Source organism: Proteiniclasticum aestuarii (genome assembly GCF_017368455.1).
In the GTDB taxonomy this organism is placed as follows: domain Bacteria; phylum Bacillota; class Clostridia; order Clostridiales; family Clostridiaceae; genus Proteiniclasticum; species Proteiniclasticum aestuarii.
Map to the genome: position 1 here is coordinate 90,780 of NZ_JAFNJU010000001.1, position 17,843 is coordinate 108,622.

Consider the following 17,843-nt stretch of genomic DNA (forward strand, 5'->3'; position numbering starts at 1 on the left):
ATACTGTCTGTTTTATATTGCCTGATTCATTTAAAGTAGTACAGCCAGGAGCAGTTACTCTGCTTGTCCTTGAATCCCACTGTCTTATATAGGTTTACAGCCTTATCGTTCTGTTCATTGACATCCAGATACAGTTCTTTTATGCCAAATTCTCTTCCTTTTAAGAGAAGTTGAATCAGAAAATCCTTCGATAATTTTTTCCCTCGAAATTCAGGGACAATCCCGAAATTCACGAGGAAGTAGCTGTTCTCGCTTTTGTTGATCTGACCGTATCCGATGTACTGATCCTCATAGAGATAAAAATAGCTCAGCTCAGGAATATAGGTTTTTTTAGAGATTTCAATGAGGATGTCCGCTGAATTGATAGGCAGCCTGTATTTGTTGTCGAATATGCGATTCTGGATATCCACTCTTGCTCGGATGTCTTCAATCTGAAACTTCTTCATTGTGACTGGCGCCGCTTTCATCGTCAGGTCATTCAGATTCATATGCATTCTTTTAACGCCTCTTCTCATGTTGAAGTTCAGAAGAGAAAGAATATGATCATTATCTTCATTTCTGACTACGATATACTCAAATTGATGTATATCCAGATGCTGAGGCAGACTGTCTCTGAAAACTTCCATCACATCCTCCAGCGGAATCTGGTCCAGCTTTTCCCTATCCGCCAATGGGATGATACTTCTGATCCTGACATTATAACTTCTGGTTTCAGACCAGATCAGAAAAATCGGCTCATTCTGGTAAGTGATGATTCTGGTTCCAGCTCGATACTGAATCTTATTGAACAATGAACTTTTACGATACAAACCATACAAGTTTTCGTTGAGTTCATTGAACTTGTCATACTCCAACAGCTGATTTCTGTATGTCTGCAAATCCTTGGCTTTGAATTGTTCTGATAAAACCATAACTTACTCCTAGTTCACGATTTTAATACACGTATGCATATTATATCATATCCAACAGCATCGAATCACAGAGATTTATCTCAGAGAACGTATTCTTCGCTTCAGCATGTTATGAAGAAGGATTGCAGCAGCGCCACCAGCTAAGGCAGTAATGAGCTGAGGCAATCCCATGGTAATCGCCAGTTTGTCCTTCACAGGGTCTGGAATTCCAAGGGCAAAGAGACTGATCAGCTGCGTTGCACTGAAATAAAGAAAGAGAAATTTCACTATACTTGCACTAAGCACTCCGATGATATCAAGATTTTTTCTGTTCCTGAATATGGAAAATATAATTACATACAGCAGATTTCCTGCAGCAATAAATGGAATAAACGGTGCCATTGGTGGTGCCAGCACATTGGAAAAGAATGCGAGGACAGGAGTCAGCAGGCCTACAAGCATTGCCCATTTCACCCCGGAGAAATATACGGTCAGAAGGAGCATTGCATTGACCATGGGGCCTACAAAAAACTGATTGATCTGTGGAACATTCTTCCCGAGAATCTGTATGATGACAACCAGTGTCAGTAATAGAGCGCTGATGATCATGTTGGTTGTTTCTTTTGAAGTATTCATTTGTGCCTCGCCTCCAGAGATTTTTAATCATGATAATACTTTAATACTTTTTAGTCAAATAAACCAAGGATTTTTCTGCTTCCTCAACTAAAAAAAGTCTCAGGAAAATCCTGAGACTTTTAACAGACTATTCTATAGCTTTGATGCTTAATGATACTTTCTTGTTTTCTTCAGATGAATCCAGAATCTTGACTTTAATCGTTTCACCGATGGTCAGAACTTCTGAAGGTGATTCCACTCTCTGATGGGATAGCTGTGAGATATGAGCAAGTCCATCCACGCCAGGTTCAAGTTCAATGAATGCACCGAAATCTGTAAATCTGACTACTTTACCCAATACTACGCTTCCTTCAGGGTACTTCTCTTCGATTCTGTTCCATGGATTCTCAGCCAAAGCCTTAAGACTCAGTGATAATCTCTTTCTTTCATTGTCCAGAGCGATGATTTTAACCTTTAGCTCATCACCGACCTTGAGCACATCGCTTGGTTTTCCAACCTTGCCATATGAAATTTCTGAAACGTGAAGAAGTCCATCCACTCCATTTACATTAACAAATGCTCCGAAGTCTGTAAGTCTTTCAACTGTTCCTTCAAGAACCTGATCCACTTCAAAATTCTCCCAGGCAGCAGCTTCCTGTAGCTGTCTGTCTTCCTGGAGCTTCTTACGTCTTGAAGCCACAATTCTTGTTGAGCCTCTCTTCTCTTCAATTTCAATGATATTTACATCCAGATCCTGATCTCTGTATACTGAAAGATCTCTAACAGAATGCAGTTCAAGATGTGATGCTGGGATGAAGACTCTCTGGCCTAAGTATGTTGCAACAACACCACCCTTAACATCATTCTTCACTTTAACCTTAATGGTTTCATTGTTTTCAAATGCTGCTCTTAAATCTTTGAGCGCTTCTTCTCTATGCATTTCTACCATAGATAGGATAAAGAATGAATCATTCTCCTGCGGTCTTCTGATCACTTTGGCTTCGATCTCCTGTCCTAATTCAAGAACATCTGTAAGATTTCCTTCAGAATCTGTAGTAGCTTCTTCGATGACCAGTTTTCCGTCATGGCTAGCGCCTACTAATGCAACTATAGCTTCTTTATCATCAAGCTGAATGATTTTTCCCTTTATGATCTGGCCGATTCTCACTGGCTTGTCATAAAGATCCATTAAATCCTGCATTGACATTTCATTTTCGTTGTTTTCGATGTTGTTGTTATCCATCATAAGTTTTCCATTGCCTCCTTAATTATCCATTCTGGTGTGGATGCACCTGCAGTTATCCCTACTTTCACTGCATATTTAATTTTTCCCTTAATCGCTTCCAGATCCTTCGCGTTTTCAATGTGAAATGTCAGGTCGCAATTTCTTTTGCAAATTTCGTAGAGTTTTGTTGTGTTAGAACTGGATTTTCCTCCTATAACAATCATCGCATCGACTTCTCGGGAAAGTTCTTCAGCAGACTTCTGTCTGTCCTCCGTCGCTTTGCAGATTGTATTGAAAGCGATAAATTCCTTGGAAGTGCCAGCAATATTGTTTATGAGCTTAATCCAGTTGGCTTGTTTTTCCGTAGTCTGGGCAACTACGCAAACCTTGCCTTTCAGAGGACTGTCCAAAATCCCGGTTTTTGTGATATAAGCACTGTTTTCACAGTAACCGTTGATTCCGATGACTTCTGGATGGTTCTCGTCGCCTAGAATTACGATTTTATACCCTTCACCGTGGTACTTTCTGACTTTCTTCTGAATATTTATAACAAAAGGACAAGTTAAATCTATGATTTCCACTTTTCTTGCCTTTAGTTCATCATAGACCTTCATGGAAACTCCATGAGTTCTAATTATGACTGTGTCCTGTTCACTGAGTGAAGGAATTTCATCAATCGAAATCTCGTTGATTCCTTTTTCAGTGAGTTTTTTTGTCACGTCAGTATTATGGATCAGTGGCCCCAATGTGACAATTCTTCCAGCAGAATTGATAAAGCCGAATGATTCATGAACTGCACGTTCCACTCCAAAACAGAAGCCGGAGTTCTTTGCACGAATTACTTCTCTCATTTCTCTCCTATACCTGTACAATTGTCTTCACATACCAAATTATAACACAAATAGTGAAGTGATAAAAAGACTCTTCACTAGTTGTTCCCGTTATTCATAAAAAGTACAAATACAAAAACAATCACACATAAACGTTACCTTAAATATTATACTCTATTTTAGTTTTTTTAGCTACATTTTCTGTCTATATAGTAGGCGATATCCACTTTCCTGATTATAGTTTTTTCTCCAGGTCCGGTCTGAGTGATTTAGCCGTTCTCAAATAGACAGGATATACATCAATATCATCATCATAATGGATAAGAACACGAATGCATAATGGCAGAGCCCCCTTCACATTCATTTCCTGAAAATGAAGAATCGCCACATCATGAATACCCAATCCTTCACGCATAAATCTTCCTGGATAGGCACTCATAATATCTGACGTGGCAGTGAAAAGTACCGAAACCATTTTCTTCTGATTCAGATGGTTTCTGCTGATGATCTCACTCAACAGTTCAATTGTGGCATCCTTGACCTGTTCAGGTGTATCCTCTGTGATTGTTATTGCTCCTCGTATGGCAATCATAGGCTTTCACCTGCCAGTGATCCTGTTGAAAATGCGATCTGCAGATTGTATCCCCCAGTCACTGCATCCACATCGATTATTTCTCCCGCAAAGGATACGTTCGAGACGATCTTTGACTTCATCGTACTTGGATCGATTTCCGTGACCTTCACCCCACCTCTTGTAATGATTGCCTCATTGATCGATTTGGTTCCATTGATATGCACTGCAAAATTTTTCAGGAGTCTAGCAAGATTCATCCTTTCCTCCTTTGTGATGCTGTTGCACTTCTTATCCGGATCTATACCTGATAATTCCACAATCACAGGGATCAGTTTGGATGGAAGAAGATCAGTCAGGGAGTTCTTATAATCCTTGTTCTGATACTTCACGAAATCCCGTTGAAGCCTGCTGTCCAGTTCCTTCAGATCCAGCCCCGGTTTGAAATCGATACTTCCTGTTGCATCCCCGCCCTTATAGTAAGCCGATGCGGAAAGTACCAGTGGTCCACTGACACCAAAATGAGTAAACAGCATTTCACCTATTTCGGTAAACAGCTCCTTCTTCCCTTCTTTCAGCGTAAATCTGACATTCTTCAGGCTTAATCCCTGAAGTTCTTTAGGAAAGCCTTCTCTTAAAACCAGTGGAATAAGAGAAGGTTTCAATGGAGTAATGGTATGCCCTGCTTTCTCGATGAGCTTATGAAGGCTTCCATCGGAACCCGTGCCATAATAAGAACTCCCTCCTCCAGCAAAGATATACCAGTCGGCTGTGAACGTCCCCTTGTCTGTAACAAGTGAGCGGATCGTATTCCCTTCCAGAACCACATCCACAACTCTTGTGTGAAGACGCACGTCAACTTTCCGCTCATATAGTTCTTTTCGTAGCACTTCGATGACATCGTAGGATTTATCGGAAACCGGGAATACTCTGTTTCCTCTTTCCACTTTCAGAGGCAATCCTTTAGCCTGAAGAAAACTCATCAGATGTTCATTGGTAAAAGTGTAGAGAGCACTATACAGAAATTCCCTGTTTCTGGGTATGAACTCAAAAAAATCACTGATGTCCCTGCTGTTTGTCACATTGCATCTGCCTTTCCCCGTAATAAATAGCTTCTTACCGAGTTTCTCATTCCTTTCCAGAAGCACCACATGATGATTTTTCCCTGCTGCTTTTATCGCAGCCATCATCCCGGCAGGTCCACCACCAATAACCAGTACATTCATATATTCACGTCCTTATGGAATCAGGTTCACCCGATTCTCCTGTAATCTTCTTCCATAATAGATTAAAGGCCTGCATGTATGCAAGCCTTTAATGATAAAGTTTATTCTATTAGTAACGTCCCTGTGCCACCATGGCTTTTGCCACTTTGTCAAATCCTGCGATATTCGCACCAGCTACAAGATTGTATCCGAATCCGTAGAACTCGGCAGCATCCTTAGCATTCTTGTGGATATTCTTCATGATCTGATGCAGCTTAGCATCTACTTCTTCTTCTGTCCAGGATAGTCTCATACTGTTCTGGGACATTTCAAGCGCTGATACGGAAACGCCACCGGCATTTGCAGCCTTGGATGGACCGACAATCAGTCCCTTTTCAAGGAAATAGGACACCGCTTCATTGGTGCAAGGCATATTCGCGCCTTCACAGACATACTTGATGTCATTATCAACAATCATTTTTGCATGTTCGATGTGGATATCATTCTGAGTTGCACATGGCATGATGATATCTACTTTTCTACCCCATGGTTTTTCACCTGCAAAGAATTCTACTCCGAACTTATCAGCGTAATCCTTCACCTTGTCTCTTCCAGAGTTTCTCATTTCCACCAGGTAGTTGATCTTTTCTTCTGTCGTAACACCTTCTGGATCATAAATGTATCCATCTGGACCTGACAGCGTTACAACTTTCGCACCTAATTCAGTAGCCTTCTTGCAGACACCCCATGTAACATTTCCGAATCCTGAAGAAGCAATGGTCTTGCCAACCATCGTATCATTATTGTGCAAGAGAATTTCATTACAGAAATAAACAATACCGAATCCGGTTGCTTCAGGTCTGATGAGTGACCCACCATAAGGAATACCCTTACCAGTGAATACGCCATTCTCAAAAGCACCTCTGATTCTTCTGTACTGTCCGAAAAGGTATCCGATTTCTCTAGCACCAACTCCGATGTCCCCAGCTGGAACGTCCACGTTGGGTCCGATATGTCTGTATAGCTCTGTCATAAAGCTCTGACAGAATCTAAGGATTTCGCTGTCTGATTTTCCTCTAGGGTCGAAATCTGATCCACCCTTACCTCCACCTATTGGAAGTCCTGTGAGTGAATTTTTGAATGTCTGCTCGAATCCCAGGAATTTCATAATGGAAAGATTTACAGATGGATGAAATCTAAGTCCACCTTTGTAAGGTCCGATGGCTCCGTTGAACTGAACTCTGAATCCTCTGTTCACATGCACACCACCGTTGTCATCTTCCCAGGAAACCTTAAACATGATCTGTCTTTCTGGCTCTACAATTCTACCTAACAGATTCTTTTCCATATACTCTGGGTATTTTTCAAGAACAGGCTTAAGAGTTGGAAGAACTTCTTCAACAGTTTGAATGAATTCTGGTTCATGAGCATTTTTCTCTCTGACATCATTCATTACCTTTTCAATGTACTCAGTGGAACTTAACATTGTCTTTAGCATTTTTTACCCCCAAATTTCTTTTACCGTAAAAGTATTTGTTTTTTATACGTTACATGTCTATTTTACAATGAAATATCGGGTTTTTCATCCCTTTAATGAACTTTACTAACTTATTATAAAAACCTTTACATCCTTAAAGATAGTTCCGGTTTTTCCTGAATTTATTTAAGAAAAACCTTTTCTGCTAAAGTTTTCAGGCAAAATCAATATTTTGTCAAAACTGTAACGAATATATATTCATTCAATATTAGCGATATCTATCAGAGCAAACACGCCAAATCGGTAGGTGGCTAATTGAAAATATCATGTTTTTTCCATATTTCTTCCAGGGTTCCAAAAATTTCTCCCACATGTTCCTTTCTTTTCATTCCTACTGAAACGATCACTGCATTGATCACGCTTAGTGGGGCCACCAGTGAATCCACAAAACTAGCCATGTTGCTTTGGGCAATCAGACTGTAATCCGCTCTGGAAGCAAGTGGAGAGAGGAGACTGTCCGTGATGACTCCAACCTTTGCTCCTCTGGTTTTCGCAAAGTCCAGTGCTTCAATGGTTTTCTGGGAATACCTTGGAAAGCCAATGCCGATGACCAGGTCCTGTTCCCCTAATTTGATCATCTGCTCAAAAATATCGCTGTATCCCTGATGCACAGAGCGTACATTGTCCAGAAAAAGATTCAGATAGAATGCCAGAAAGTCCGCTAGGGTGTTGGAACTTCTAAGACCGATGATGTAGATATTCTTTGCATCAAATATTGCATTGATCAGTTCTTCAAATGTTCGATCGTTGATTTTCTCTAATGTTGCACGGATGTTTTCCATATCAGCCTTCAATACACCTTTCAACGCGTTTTCCGGATTCACAAGACTGTTTGTCAGCTCCAGTCTCTGAACTGTAGTAAGCTTTACCTTAACGATATCCTGCAGTGATTTCTGAAGCTCAGGATATCCTTCATAACCCAATTCATTGGCAAATCTCACGACAGTGGATTCACTGACCCCCACACTTTCTCCAAGCTTTGATGCCGTCATGAACGCTGCTTTATCGTAATGTTTCAGAATAAATTCTGCAATCAGTTTCTGTCCTTTGCTGAGTTTTGCGTATCTGCTTTGTATGATCCGCATCAGATCGTCTCTATTGCCTTCCATTCTCCATCCTCCAAAATAGTATCGTTAAGTTTATTATATCCTCTTGAACATATATTGTGTAATTTTTTATGTAGCAGGGCTTTTTTTATAAGCACACTGTGCGATTTAGTTTACAATAATATTTATATCATAATAATTATTATGTTAACTTCTTTTGTGGATTATTTTAAAAAAAAAGAGCATAAGCGCAGCATTACAATAATAATCTGCTTCATGCTCCTCAAAAACTATAATCTTATATTTTTCAATTCATTTTTCAGAAAGAGAATCACTTTCTCCAACTCATCTATATTTTCTGTCAATGTTTTGATTTCAGTGGTAAAGCTTGTTACATTTGCACTCATTTCCTGAGAGGATGCCGAATTTTCTTCAGCGATGGCTGCCAATTTATGAACATTAACAAAGACATCATTGATTCTTGAGGTCTCTGCGGAAAGTTTTACTGATATATCTGAAATGGATTCCGTCACGCTGTTGATGCTTGTCACAGCTTCCTTACTTTCTGATGTGACTTTTTCCATTGTATGTGTGCCATTGTTTAGTTCAATATATTGTCTGTTTACTTGATCAACCATTTCATTTACCCCTACTACAAATTCATTGAGGTTATCGTTGATGGTACTCACAGCTTCTCTTGAATCTTCTGCAAGCTTTCGGATTTCCTCAGCCACTACACTGAATCCTCTACCCATCTCTCCTGCTCTTGCTGCTTCAATGGATGCATTCAGCGCAAGAAGGTTAGTCTGTTCTGCGATACTTTCCACAGTACTCACAATGATTTTAATATCCTGTACTCTGCTGCCCAGTTCCTTTCCACGTATGTTAACTGCTGAGAAATTATTTTTCATGAGATTCATAGCTGCAAATACATTCTCAAGATTGCTGAAGGAGATTTCTATCTGCTTTGCTGCTTCTTCCAGTCTCTTTTTACCTTCCAACTCTTTTGTACTGATCTGATTCAGAATTTCAATATTCTGGGATAGAATAGCAACAGATTCTTCGGTTTCAGAAGCCTGATGGCTTGCTCCTTCTGCAACTTCTTCCACAGAAGACGCAATCAGCCCTGAAACATCACTGAGTTTCTTTGCCACCTCAGAAAATTTTTCCGTATAGGAATACAAATCATCTACACTTCCTCTGTAGTAGGTAAATTCTTCACGCAACGCAGCTTTCATCTTTGTACTTTCAGTGGAAAGGGATTCCATCTTATCTCCCGTGAGTACATTCACGTCTTCTGAAAGATTAAGCGATCGAATCTCTTGTAGTTCACTTTCAATATCGTGTACAGGTTTTAAAAGCAGACTGCTTACAAGATAAGCAGAGATAAATATTACTGATGGAACAGCCACTACTGTCAATAGGTTCTCCGCACCAGAGATCTGCAGTTGCATGATCATACTTAGAGCTGTCGGTATCAGCGCAATCTTCACGCTGATTGAACTGATGAACCCAAAGCTAAGCATTTTGGAAACCTTATATTTGCGGATTTTCTTAGGGGTTTTGTTAAATTTCAGATGAATCTTTACCACATGTGTATCCTGTTCCATGTATTCCTTCAGAATCTGTGCTTCTATTTTTTCATTAAAGAATTCTCCTACTCCTTCAATCAATCCCATAAGATAATGCTGTAGACCCCTGGTGGATTTATAGACCATGATGAAGTTCTTATCATCCATGGGTTCCGGAATCAGTCTTGGAGGTTTGGCTCCAGGTATCATCTTCGTCAGTTGGGCATGAACTTTATCCATGAGCATCAGAAATCCCATGGCAGTATTGGTCTCAAAATAGGATGGAAACCAATCGTGAAAGGATTGTACATTGTTTCTACCGATTACTTGCCATAATTCTTCACTTGTAAGATTATTCTTCTTCGCAAATGATTCGATGATACCTTTGATTCTGGCATCATCGACTTCTTCCAAAGGTGATATGATTCGATGAGGATCCCATCCGTTGGCAACTAGGACATCCTCCTTTATTTTCGTTCCGTATAATTTCTCAATGGTATTAAGCCATATGTTTACTACTGTACCCTTCATTTAGTGCTCCTTTTCTGTCTATCCTTATAGTTTTCCACTTAAATATAGTCGGATGATTCTGATCAAAATTAAGCTAAAACCTGATTAATCTGGAACTTAATCAAAAGCATTGATTATTTTAATATGATTTTCACATTTATCTGATATAAATTGATAAAGAACATCTGGCTCTAATGAAGTTCTTCACTGAGCCAATGAAAGGAGGGTACATCTGATGGATGTATTCAAAGAAGAACTTGACCATCGTCTACTCATAGAAACATCCCTGGAGGATATTGCAGAGTCTTCTGGAAATCCATTTGAGAATCTGGATAAAGTAACCCTATTTGAGAAACTTGTTCATGAAAAAGATGCGAAAAGAATCATAGAAAGATTCATGAAGAAGATCGAGCCCTTCAGAAACAGGCTGACTGATGATATGACACAGGAAGAAAAAGAGGAAATCCGATTTCTATTTCTGGAGCTGACGGAAGAGATGGATAAGAAGAAAATCTTCTTTGATGAACCTTTCCTGGGCTCATTCATCAGAAAAGGCTACCTGAAATCCACTGAATCCTTCTTCAGCAAGGCTCAAGAACATGACAGTTCCCTGAACTTCACAGATCTATTTCAGGCTGTAAGAAATGTATGGATCATGAATTCCCTGCAGCTCCTGTTTGACATGGATGTTCAGATGACCTCTTCCATCTTCTCCTACAGCATGCTGTATCCATACACGGATAATCTTCTGGATGATCCAGAGATCAGCCTCTCGGATAAGAAAGCATTCAACGAAAGACTCCAGCTTGTTCTCGAAGGTACCATCCCCTCTGATGTGTCTCACGAAGAGTCGAAGATTTTCGAGATGATCCGTAATATAGAACTGCAGTATGAAAGAGAGAGCTATCCGAATGTCTATCAGAGTCTTCTCATGATTCAGGATGCCCAGGTGCTCAGCTTATCTCAGAACAATCCGAGAAAGCTTTCCCCGAACATCCTGCTCCCCATCAGTTTCTACAAAGGTGGCGCTTCGGTGCTTGCGGACGGTTTCCTGTGTAAAGGTGAACTCTCTGAAACGGAAATGCACTTTTCCTTCGGTTATGGTGCTTTTCTCCAACTTCTGGATGATCTTCAGGATATTGATTGTGACCGGAAGGACAATCACTGGACCCTTTTCAGCATAAAACATCAGGAGGAGATCTACGACCGGGAAATCATCAAAGTACTCTGCTACATCAGCAAGGTCCTGGATAAGTACACCATATACACCCCTGAAGAAGAAACCCTCAAGAGAATCATCAGAGAATGCACCAGACTGATGATCATGGATGTGGTGGGCCAGAATCCTCACCTGGTTTCCGAGAAGCTCTATAAATGTCTTGAAAGTCACTGCAGAGTAAGACTCAGTTTCTTCAAGGAATATCATGAGAAATTTTCCGACTGGTCTTCTCTCTTCAGTCCAGCTGCCAATCAGCAGAACAGATGATGTTCCATGCATATACAGGAAAGCTCCATGAATTCAGATGAATTCATGGAGCTTTCCTGCTTTATTCTTCTTCAAACAGTTCGATATCTTCCGCTTCCAGCGCTTTCTTTTTTTCATCTTTTTCAATGATCCGCTCCGGAATCGGATTCCCCTCTTTCATCTCTTTAAGAGAACTGAACCCGAACTGTATGAGAAACTCATCCGTGGTTCCATAGAGCTTTGGTCTTCCAGGGGCTTCTTTTCTCCCTATGACTTTGATAAGGCCCTTCTCCTGAAGTTTCTGGATCACATAATCGCTGTTCACACCTCTGATTTCATCCACTTCCACACGAGTCACAGGCTGTTTGAAGGCGACGATGGACAAGCATTCAAGAGCCCCCTTGGACAGACTCTGTCTTTCATTGACACCGAGAAGCTCTTTCAGATAGGGTGTATTGTTTTCCTTCGTACCAAGCTGAATCCTATTTTCCAGAATCAGAAGTCTGATTCCCCTCTTCCTGTCCTTCAGCTCATCCCCGTAGGATTCGATGATATCATCCAGATCAGCGGCACTGACCCCCATGATTCTCATGAGATCTTTTTTCTTCACCGCATCCCCTGCTGCAAACAAAATACTTTCCAGTGCGCTGACATAGCTCTCTATATCGAAAGGATCTTCCACTCCCGAAACTGTAAATAAATTATTCTCCATTTTCTTCCCCTTTTTCTATGATGATTTCCGAGAAAACAGTATTCTGGGAAACCCTTATCCGATGATTTCTCGATAGTTCAAGGATAGCCAGAAAGAACACGATGCATTCTGCTTTTGATTTCATTTTCAGAAGCAGGTTTGAAAAATTCACCCGCTGATTTCCAAGAAGAATTCTTTCGAGCTCTTCCATTTTATCCTCGATCTTGAATTCTTCTCTTTCCACGGTTTTCGTTCTGATGAAGCTTCTGTTCACCTTTTCTTTCTGCCTGTTCATAAGACTCTTATAGGTAATATAAAGGCTATCCATGGTCACACCGCTTAGAAGATCTTCCAGCGGCACCTCATCCTGGGCGATGGTTTCCGCTCTCTTTGTGAATATGAAAAGGTCTTTATTGAAGAGCTCTGCCAGATTCTCTGCAATCTTCTTGAACGCCTCATATTCTTCGATACGCAGCACAAGTTTTTCCTTCAGCTCTTCTTCGTCCACTTCCTCCTCATGTTTGGGAAGCATCTCCCTGGATTTGATCTCCAGAAGCGTAGACGCCATCAGTAGGAATTCCGATGCGATTTCAAGGTCCAGCTCCTGCATGCTATGGAGATAGCTCAGATACTGACTGGTGATTTCTGAAATCCTGATTTCCTGGATCTGCATCTTGTTCACTTTTAAAAGATGTAGAAGGAGATCGAATGGACCTTCAAAATTGGTGATGCTGATATTCAGGCTTTCCATGACAACCTCCAAAAGACTTTTTTACTCTTTCTCCATTATACAGAAATTATGCTCCATTTGAAACAGGACATCTCAAACAAATGAGATGTCCTGTATGGCATAACGTATTGTATGGCTTCAGCTGATGACATCCAGAATGAACGGAATCTTCTCTGGCTGCTCCTCGTTGATTTCATAGGATTCCAGAGCCTTGTTGTAGGCATCCTGATAATCTTCCCTGTTGGTGAGAAGGATGCAGAGCACATCGCCGTTTTCGACGCGGTCTCCCACCTTCTTTTCCAGATGGATGCCAGCCGCATAATCAATCAGATCGTCCTTGGTTTCTCTGCCTGCTCCAAGAAGCATGGCAGCCGTACCGATTTCCTGGGCTTTGATTTCATGAACATAGCCTTCTTCTCTGGCAATGACAGGTATTTCAATCTGTGCTGTGGGAAGGGTTTCAGGATGTCTGATCTGCTCGGCATTTCCGCCCTGGATCTTCACCAGAAGCTCAAACTGCTCCATGGCCTTTCCATTTCGGATGCTCTCCAGAATCGCTTTTTCTGCAGTCTCAAGGTCCTCGAAGGCTTTTCCCAGCACCGCCATATAGGAAGCGATGGTGACGCTGACACTGATCAGGTCCTCTCCGGCCTCCCCTTTCAAGGCGGCTATAGCTTCGCGCACCTCATTGGCGTTCCCCACTTCTCTTCCGAGAGGTTCATTCATGTTGGTCAGAACAGCCACTGTATTTCGTCCTAAGCCTTTCCCGATGGACACCATGGCTTCTGCAAGGACCCTGGCCTCTTCCAGCGTTTTCATGAATGCCCCGTTTCCGACTTTCACATCCAGAACGATGGCATCAGAACCCGATGCGATCTTCTTACTCATGATGGAGCTTGCGATAAGAGGAACGGAATCCACCGTCGCCGTTACATCTCTCAACGCATAAAGCTTTTTATCCGCTGGAGTCAGATCGCCTGTCTGCCCTGCGATGGCCATTTTATAGCGGTTGACGTTATCGATGAACTTCTCCATGGATAAGCCAATATCAAACCCTTCGATGCTTTCCAGCTTGTCAATGGTTCCTCCCGTATGTCCAAGTCCTCTTCCACTGAGCTTTGCCACAGGAATCCCCAGTGAAGCCACCAGTGGAATGACGATGAGACTGACCTTATCCCCGACTCCACCTGTGGAATGCTTATCCACTTTGATCCCTTCGATGGAAGACAGGTCGATCTGGTCCCCTGACTCCACCATGGCCATGGTCAGGGTGCTGGTTTCTTCCGCATCCATACCTTTGAAGTAGATGGCCATAAGAAGGGCAGAAATCTGGTAGTCCGGAATGATTCCGTCTGTATACCCGTTTACCACATAATAGATTTCTTCTTTGGTCAGTTTTATGCCCTGTTTCTTTTTGCTGATGATATCCAGTATATGCATGTTCCTCTTACATCTCCTCTATGACTCTCGAAATTAGTGTGGTGAAACTGTCTTTCACTCTTGCAGACACTTCGATGACTTCCTCATGGTTAAGAGGCTGGTCCAGAATGCCTGCAGCCATGTTGGTGATGCAGCTTACACCAAGCACACGCATTCCGCCGTGATTTGCGACAATGGCTTCGGGCACTGTGGACATGCCGATGGCATCGGCCCCAAGAATTCTGTAGGCTCTGATTTCTGCAGGCGTCTCATAACTCGGCCCGGTGTAGATTGCGTAGACCCCTTTCTTCAGCGAGATATTCTCGTCTCTGGCTATTTTTTCTGCGATGGACATGAGACCCCGGTCATAGACCTTGGACATATCCGGGAATCTAGGTCCGAACTCATCAAAATTTCTGCCCATGAGCGGATTGTTTCCTGTGAAATTGAGATGATCTTCAATCAGCATGAGATCTCCAGGCTGAAGGTCTGTATTGACGCCGCCGCAGGAGTTGGTCACGATCATGTTCATGACGCCCAGTCTTCTCATGGCGTACACCGGAAGGGTCACTTCCTTCATGGAGTATCCCTCGTAGTAATGAAATCGTCCCTGCATCATGGCTACTTTTTTGCCCTTATATGTACCGAAGACAAACTGCCCCGCATGGCCTTCCACCGTGGAAACCAGGAAATCATCTATCTCATCATATTTGATGATGATCTTGTCTTCCACCTGCTCCGCCATGGAACCTAATCCGGATCCCAGTATCACCAGTACATCCGGTACAAAGGGAACCCTCTTTCTGATTGATTCGCAAATTCTATCTATTCTACTCATATCCATTTGTGTCTACTCTCCTTACTTTCCGTCTTATTTCTGAATTTCCTTGAGGAAGCTTTCTCCATACAGATCATTATCGATTTCCAGATAATCAAGCACCGTCTTTCCGATGTCTGAGAAGGTCTTTCTTACGCCCAGTGTGGAGCCTGGTCTGATGTTTTTACCGTATACCAGTATCGGAATATATTCTCTGGAGTGATCCGTTGATTCTGTCGTAGGGTCGCAGCCATGGTCCGCGGTGATGATGAGGATATCGTCCTCTTTGAGGTTCTCCATAAGTTCAGGCAGCTTCTCGTCGAATTCCTTTATGGCATTATAGTAGCCATTGTAATCATTACGGTGTCCGAACTTCATGTCAAAATCCACCAGATTAGACCAGATGAGTCCAGGAAGATCCTGCTTCATATAGTTCAGGGTTTCTGCTACGCCTTCCAGATTGTTCTTCGTATGAACCGCATGGGTTACACCGATCTTATTGAAGACATCTTCGATCTTGCCTACACACATGACATTCTGTCCATCTTCCTTGACATACTCCAGAATAGTCTTGTTGAAAGGATCAAGAGAATAATCTTTTCTGTTGGCGGTTCTTGTATAGCTTCCGGATTCTCCCACAAAAGGTCTTGCGATGACACGGCCTACCTGCCAGTCTCCCACAAGCATCTCTCTCGCAATCTCACAGTAGCGGTACAGTTCTTCCAGAGGAATCACGTCCTCGTGGGCTGCGATCTGGAATACGGAATCTGCCGATGTGTAGATTATGGGATAGCCCGTCTTCACATGCTCATCCCCTAAACGCTCGATGATTTCCGTTCCGGAAGCCACTTCATTTCCAAGGGTCTTCCTTCCGATTTTCGTCTCAAAAGCCTCCATGATCTCTTTGGAGAAGCCTTCTGGATAGGTATTCAGCGGTTTTTCCAGAATGACCCCCGCCATTTCCCAGTGCCCTGTCACCGTATCCTTTCCGATGGAAAGCTCTGCGGACTTACCGTAGGCACCCAGAGGATTTTCCTGAGGCCTGACGCCTTCCAGCGGTTCGATGTTGCCCAGTCCCAATGCTTCAAGGTGTGGAATGTCCATCCCCTTCACCGCTTTTGCGATATTTCCTAGTGTGTGGGAACCCACATCACCATAGAGATGCGCATCCGGCATTTCACCGATTCCCACTGAATCCAGTACAATTAATATAGCTCTTTTCATCTGTTTTGCCTCCTGTTTGTTATGCCCGCGGATGGGCATCTTCATATACTTCTTTAAATTTCTTATTCTTCACCAGTTTAAGATACACTGCTGTAGCCTTGATGTCATTATGCCCCAGAAGCAGGGACAACGTGGTGAGGTCAGCTCCTCCTGATAGCATGTGCACCGCATAGGAGTGCCTCAATGTATTGATGTTGATGCTATCGTCCAGGCCGCATTCTCTGGCATACTCCTTGAGAATCTTCCAGAGACCCTGCCTGGTCATCCTGTCTCCTCTCTGAGAGGGGAAAAGCACGGATGCCCCTGTCAAGGACTCTTTCCTGGAAGAAAGATATTCTCTGAGGCTGGTCACTGCAAAACTCCCCACGGGAATCAGTCTTTCCTTGTTCTTTTTCCCCTTCACGGAAATGTATCCCCTGGACAGATCCACATCCCGAAGGGTCAGGTCCAGAAGCTCCGTGGCCTTCAGGCCCGTTGCATAGAGCAGCTCCAGAATAGCTCTGTCTCTTTTTCCTTTGGCATTTTCCGTATCCGGGGCATCGATGAGCATCTCCACTTCTTCAATGGAAAGCGGTTCCGGCAGATTTCTCTTGATTTCCGGAAGTTCAAAATAGAGAATCGGTGCTTCCCTGACTTTGTTCTTCTTCCTCAGATACTTGTAGAAATTGCGGATGGACACAAGATGCCTGGATATGGTGGACCGGGACATATTGAAGTCCAGAAGATACCCGATGAAGTTCGAAACTTCGATTTCATTGAAATCCTCATAGTCCAGCCCCTCTTCCTTCAGAAAGGAAAGCAGATGAACCAGGTCTCTTCGATAGGCATCGATGGTGTTGGGGGATTTCTCCAGTCTTTTCAGTTCTTCCAGATAATCCTTGAGATAGGTTTCCATTACAACAGCTTCGCCAGTGTATAAGCGGCAATGGATTTCAGGTCCTTGATGGACCCGTTTCGAATGCCTTGCAGAAATTCATCCTCGGTGACACGATGGATATCGATGAACTCGTCATCGTCTCCACCCTTTTCCCCTTCATGCAGCCCTTCAGCCACAAAGAGGTGAATCATTTCATCACTGTAGCCTGGGGATGAAGCAAAGGCACCCAGAAATCGCAGATGCTCGCATTTATACCCGGTTTCCTCCTCCAACTCCTTCACCGCATTCTCTTCAGGAGTTAAATTCTTTTCCAGTTTTCCAGCCGGCAGCTCCAGAAAAGCTTCTTCCATGGGCTTTCTGAACTGTTTCACCAGCAGAATCTTATCATTCTCATCTTTTGCCAGTATGCACACACCTCCTGGATGCCGCACAATTTCACGGAACGCCTTCTTGCCATCCTCCAGCTTCACCTCATGGGTTTCCAGTTTGATGATTTTTCCGTCATACAGTTCTTTCTTTGAGAGTGTATCTTCAATGAATCGCATAGGATGTCTCCTTCTTTTGTAATGATAGAAAAAGACCCTGGGAGTTATCCGGGGTCTCTAAACGGTAGTCATGTA

15 protein-coding genes and 1 pseudogene are annotated in these 17,843 nt (G+C 42.6%); 1 reads left to right on the plus strand and 15 read right to left on the minus strand.

The window, feature by feature from the left end:
* Positions 1-26: 26 nt before the first annotated feature.
* The 8 genes and pseudogenes from J3A84_RS00450 to J3A84_RS00485 form a co-directional block, all read right to left on the minus strand.
* Positions 27-911, minus strand: coding sequence for a GNAT family N-acetyltransferase (locus tag J3A84_RS00450; RefSeq protein WP_207598029.1), 885 nt, complete (start codon positions 909-911; stop codon positions 27-29).
* A gap of 75 nt (positions 912-986) precedes the next feature.
* Complete coding sequence (locus tag J3A84_RS00455; protein ID WP_207598030.1) at positions 987-1,526, minus strand: ECF transporter S component; 540 nt, start codon at positions 1,524-1,526, stop codon at positions 987-989.
* 127 nt (positions 1,527-1,653) lie between these two features.
* Positions 1,654-3,581, minus strand: a pseudogene (locus J3A84_RS00460) (bifunctional 4-hydroxy-3-methylbut-2-enyl diphosphate reductase/30S ribosomal protein S1).
* 214 nt (positions 3,582-3,795) lie between these two features.
* Entirely contained in the window at positions 3,796-4,152 is a 357-nt protein-coding gene (gene aroH / locus J3A84_RS00465; RefSeq protein WP_207598031.1) for a chorismate mutase, read from the minus strand.
* Positions 4,149-5,357 carry a BaiN/RdsA family NAD(P)/FAD-dependent oxidoreductase gene (locus J3A84_RS00470; RefSeq protein WP_207598032.1) on the minus strand — a complete coding sequence of 403 codons (1,209 nt, stop codon included), beginning with the start codon at positions 5,355-5,357 and terminating at the stop codon, positions 4,149-4,151. The genes aroH and J3A84_RS00470 overlap by 4 nt, the downstream gene beginning before the upstream one ends.
* A 109-nt stretch (positions 5,358-5,466) precedes the next feature.
* Positions 5,467-6,834, minus strand: a complete 1,368-nt coding sequence (gene gdhA, locus J3A84_RS00475) for an NADP-specific glutamate dehydrogenase (RefSeq protein ID WP_207598033.1) — start codon at positions 6,832-6,834, stop codon at positions 5,467-5,469.
* 290 nt (positions 6,835-7,124) lie between these two features.
* A complete protein-coding gene (locus tag J3A84_RS00480; RefSeq protein ID WP_207598034.1) occupies positions 7,125-7,982 on the minus strand; it encodes a MurR/RpiR family transcriptional regulator in 858 nt (285 codons plus the stop codon).
* A 227-nt stretch (positions 7,983-8,209) separates the two neighbouring features.
* Positions 8,210-10,021, minus strand: coding sequence for a heme NO-binding domain-containing protein (locus tag J3A84_RS00485; protein ID WP_207598035.1), 1,812 nt, complete (start codon positions 10,019-10,021; stop codon positions 8,210-8,212).
* Between the two features lie 214 nt (positions 10,022-10,235).
* On the opposite strand from J3A84_RS00485, the gene J3A84_RS00490 reads away from it, so the two are divergent.
* On the plus strand, positions 10,236-11,486 hold the full coding sequence (locus J3A84_RS00490; protein ID WP_207598036.1) for a hypothetical protein: 1,251 nt from the start codon (positions 10,236-10,238) through the stop codon (positions 11,484-11,486).
* Positions 11,487-11,547: 61 nt separating this feature from the next.
* Here the strand turns inward: J3A84_RS00490 and scpB are convergent, their stop codons facing one another.
* The 7 genes from scpB to J3A84_RS00525 form a co-directional block, all read right to left on the minus strand.
* Positions 11,548-12,177, minus strand: coding sequence for an SMC-Scp complex subunit ScpB (gene scpB / locus J3A84_RS00495; protein WP_207598037.1), 630 nt, complete (start codon positions 12,175-12,177; stop codon positions 11,548-11,550).
* Positions 12,167-12,907 carry a segregation and condensation protein A gene (locus tag J3A84_RS00500; protein WP_207598038.1) on the minus strand — a complete coding sequence of 247 codons (741 nt, stop codon included), beginning with the start codon at positions 12,905-12,907 and terminating at the stop codon, positions 12,167-12,169. Before J3A84_RS00500 ends, scpB begins: the two co-directional genes overlap by 11 nt.
* A gap of 117 nt (positions 12,908-13,024) precedes the next feature.
* Positions 13,025-14,326: a pyrimidine-nucleoside phosphorylase gene (locus tag J3A84_RS00505; RefSeq protein ID WP_207598039.1), complete on the minus strand. Its 1,302-nt coding sequence runs from the start codon at positions 14,324-14,326 to the stop codon at positions 13,025-13,027.
* Positions 14,327-14,333: 7 nt separating this feature from the next.
* Positions 14,334-15,149 carry a purine-nucleoside phosphorylase gene (locus J3A84_RS00510; RefSeq protein ID WP_207598040.1) on the minus strand — a complete coding sequence of 272 codons (816 nt, stop codon included), beginning with the start codon at positions 15,147-15,149 and terminating at the stop codon, positions 14,334-14,336.
* A gap of 27 nt (positions 15,150-15,176) precedes the next feature.
* A complete protein-coding gene (locus tag J3A84_RS00515) occupies positions 15,177-16,346 on the minus strand; it encodes a phosphopentomutase (protein WP_207598041.1) in 1,170 nt (389 codons plus the stop codon).
* 19 nt (positions 16,347-16,365) lie between these two features.
* Positions 16,366-17,241, minus strand: coding sequence for a tyrosine-type recombinase/integrase (locus J3A84_RS00520; protein ID WP_207598042.1), 876 nt, complete (start codon positions 17,239-17,241; stop codon positions 16,366-16,368).
* The gene (locus tag J3A84_RS00525) at positions 17,241-17,768 is read right to left on the minus strand and encodes an NUDIX hydrolase (RefSeq protein ID WP_207598043.1); all 528 of its coding nucleotides are present in this window, start codon (positions 17,766-17,768) and stop codon (positions 17,241-17,243) included. The genes J3A84_RS00520 and J3A84_RS00525 overlap by 1 nt, the downstream gene beginning before the upstream one ends.
* Between the last annotated feature and the right edge of the window lie 75 nt (positions 17,769-17,843).

What these genes read in the sequence shown, in the direction of transcription:
- J3A84_RS00510 (WP_207598040.1), bottom strand. Translation starts at nt 15,149, where the DNA reads ATGGATATGAGTAGAATAGATAGAATTTGCGAATCAATCAGAAAGAGG.
- J3A84_RS00450 (WP_207598029.1), bottom strand. Translation starts at nt 911, where the DNA reads ATGGTTTTATCAGAACAATTCAAAGCCAAGGATTTGCAGACATACAGA.
- J3A84_RS00490 (WP_207598036.1), top strand. Translation starts at nt 10,236, where the DNA reads ATGGATGTATTCAAAGAAGAACTTGACCATCGTCTACTCATAGAAACA.
- aroH (WP_207598031.1), bottom strand. Translation starts at nt 4,152, where the DNA reads ATGATTGCCATACGAGGAGCAATAACAATCACAGAGGATACACCTGAA.
- J3A84_RS00500 (WP_207598038.1), bottom strand. Translation starts at nt 12,907, where the DNA reads ATGGAAAGCCTGAATATCAGCATCACCAATTTTGAAGGTCCATTCGAT.
- J3A84_RS00455 (WP_207598030.1), bottom strand. Translation starts at nt 1,526, where the DNA reads ATGAATACTTCAAAAGAAACAACCAACATGATCATCAGCGCTCTATTA.
- scpB (WP_207598037.1), bottom strand. Translation starts at nt 12,177, where the DNA reads ATGGAGAATAATTTATTTACAGTTTCGGGAGTGGAAGATCCTTTCGAT.
- gdhA (WP_207598033.1), bottom strand. Translation starts at nt 6,834, where the DNA reads ATGCTAAAGACAATGTTAAGTTCCACTGAGTACATTGAAAAGGTAATG.
- J3A84_RS00470 (WP_207598032.1), bottom strand. Translation starts at nt 5,357, where the DNA reads ATGAATGTACTGGTTATTGGTGGTGGACCTGCCGGGATGATGGCTGCG.
- J3A84_RS00515 (WP_207598041.1), bottom strand. Translation starts at nt 16,346, where the DNA reads ATGAAAAGAGCTATATTAATTGTACTGGATTCAGTGGGAATCGGTGAA.
- J3A84_RS00480 (WP_207598034.1), bottom strand. Translation starts at nt 7,982, where the DNA reads ATGGAAGGCAATAGAGACGATCTGATGCGGATCATACAAAGCAGATAC.
- J3A84_RS00485 (WP_207598035.1), bottom strand. Translation starts at nt 10,021, where the DNA reads ATGAAGGGTACAGTAGTAAACATATGGCTTAATACCATTGAGAAATTA.
- J3A84_RS00505 (WP_207598039.1), bottom strand. Translation starts at nt 14,326, where the DNA reads ATGCATATACTGGATATCATCAGCAAAAAGAAACAGGGCATAAAACTG.
- J3A84_RS00525 (WP_207598043.1), bottom strand. Translation starts at nt 17,768, where the DNA reads ATGCGATTCATTGAAGATACACTCTCAAAGAAAGAACTGTATGACGGA.
- J3A84_RS00520 (WP_207598042.1), bottom strand. Translation starts at nt 17,241, where the DNA reads ATGGAAACCTATCTCAAGGATTATCTGGAAGAACTGAAAAGACTGGAG.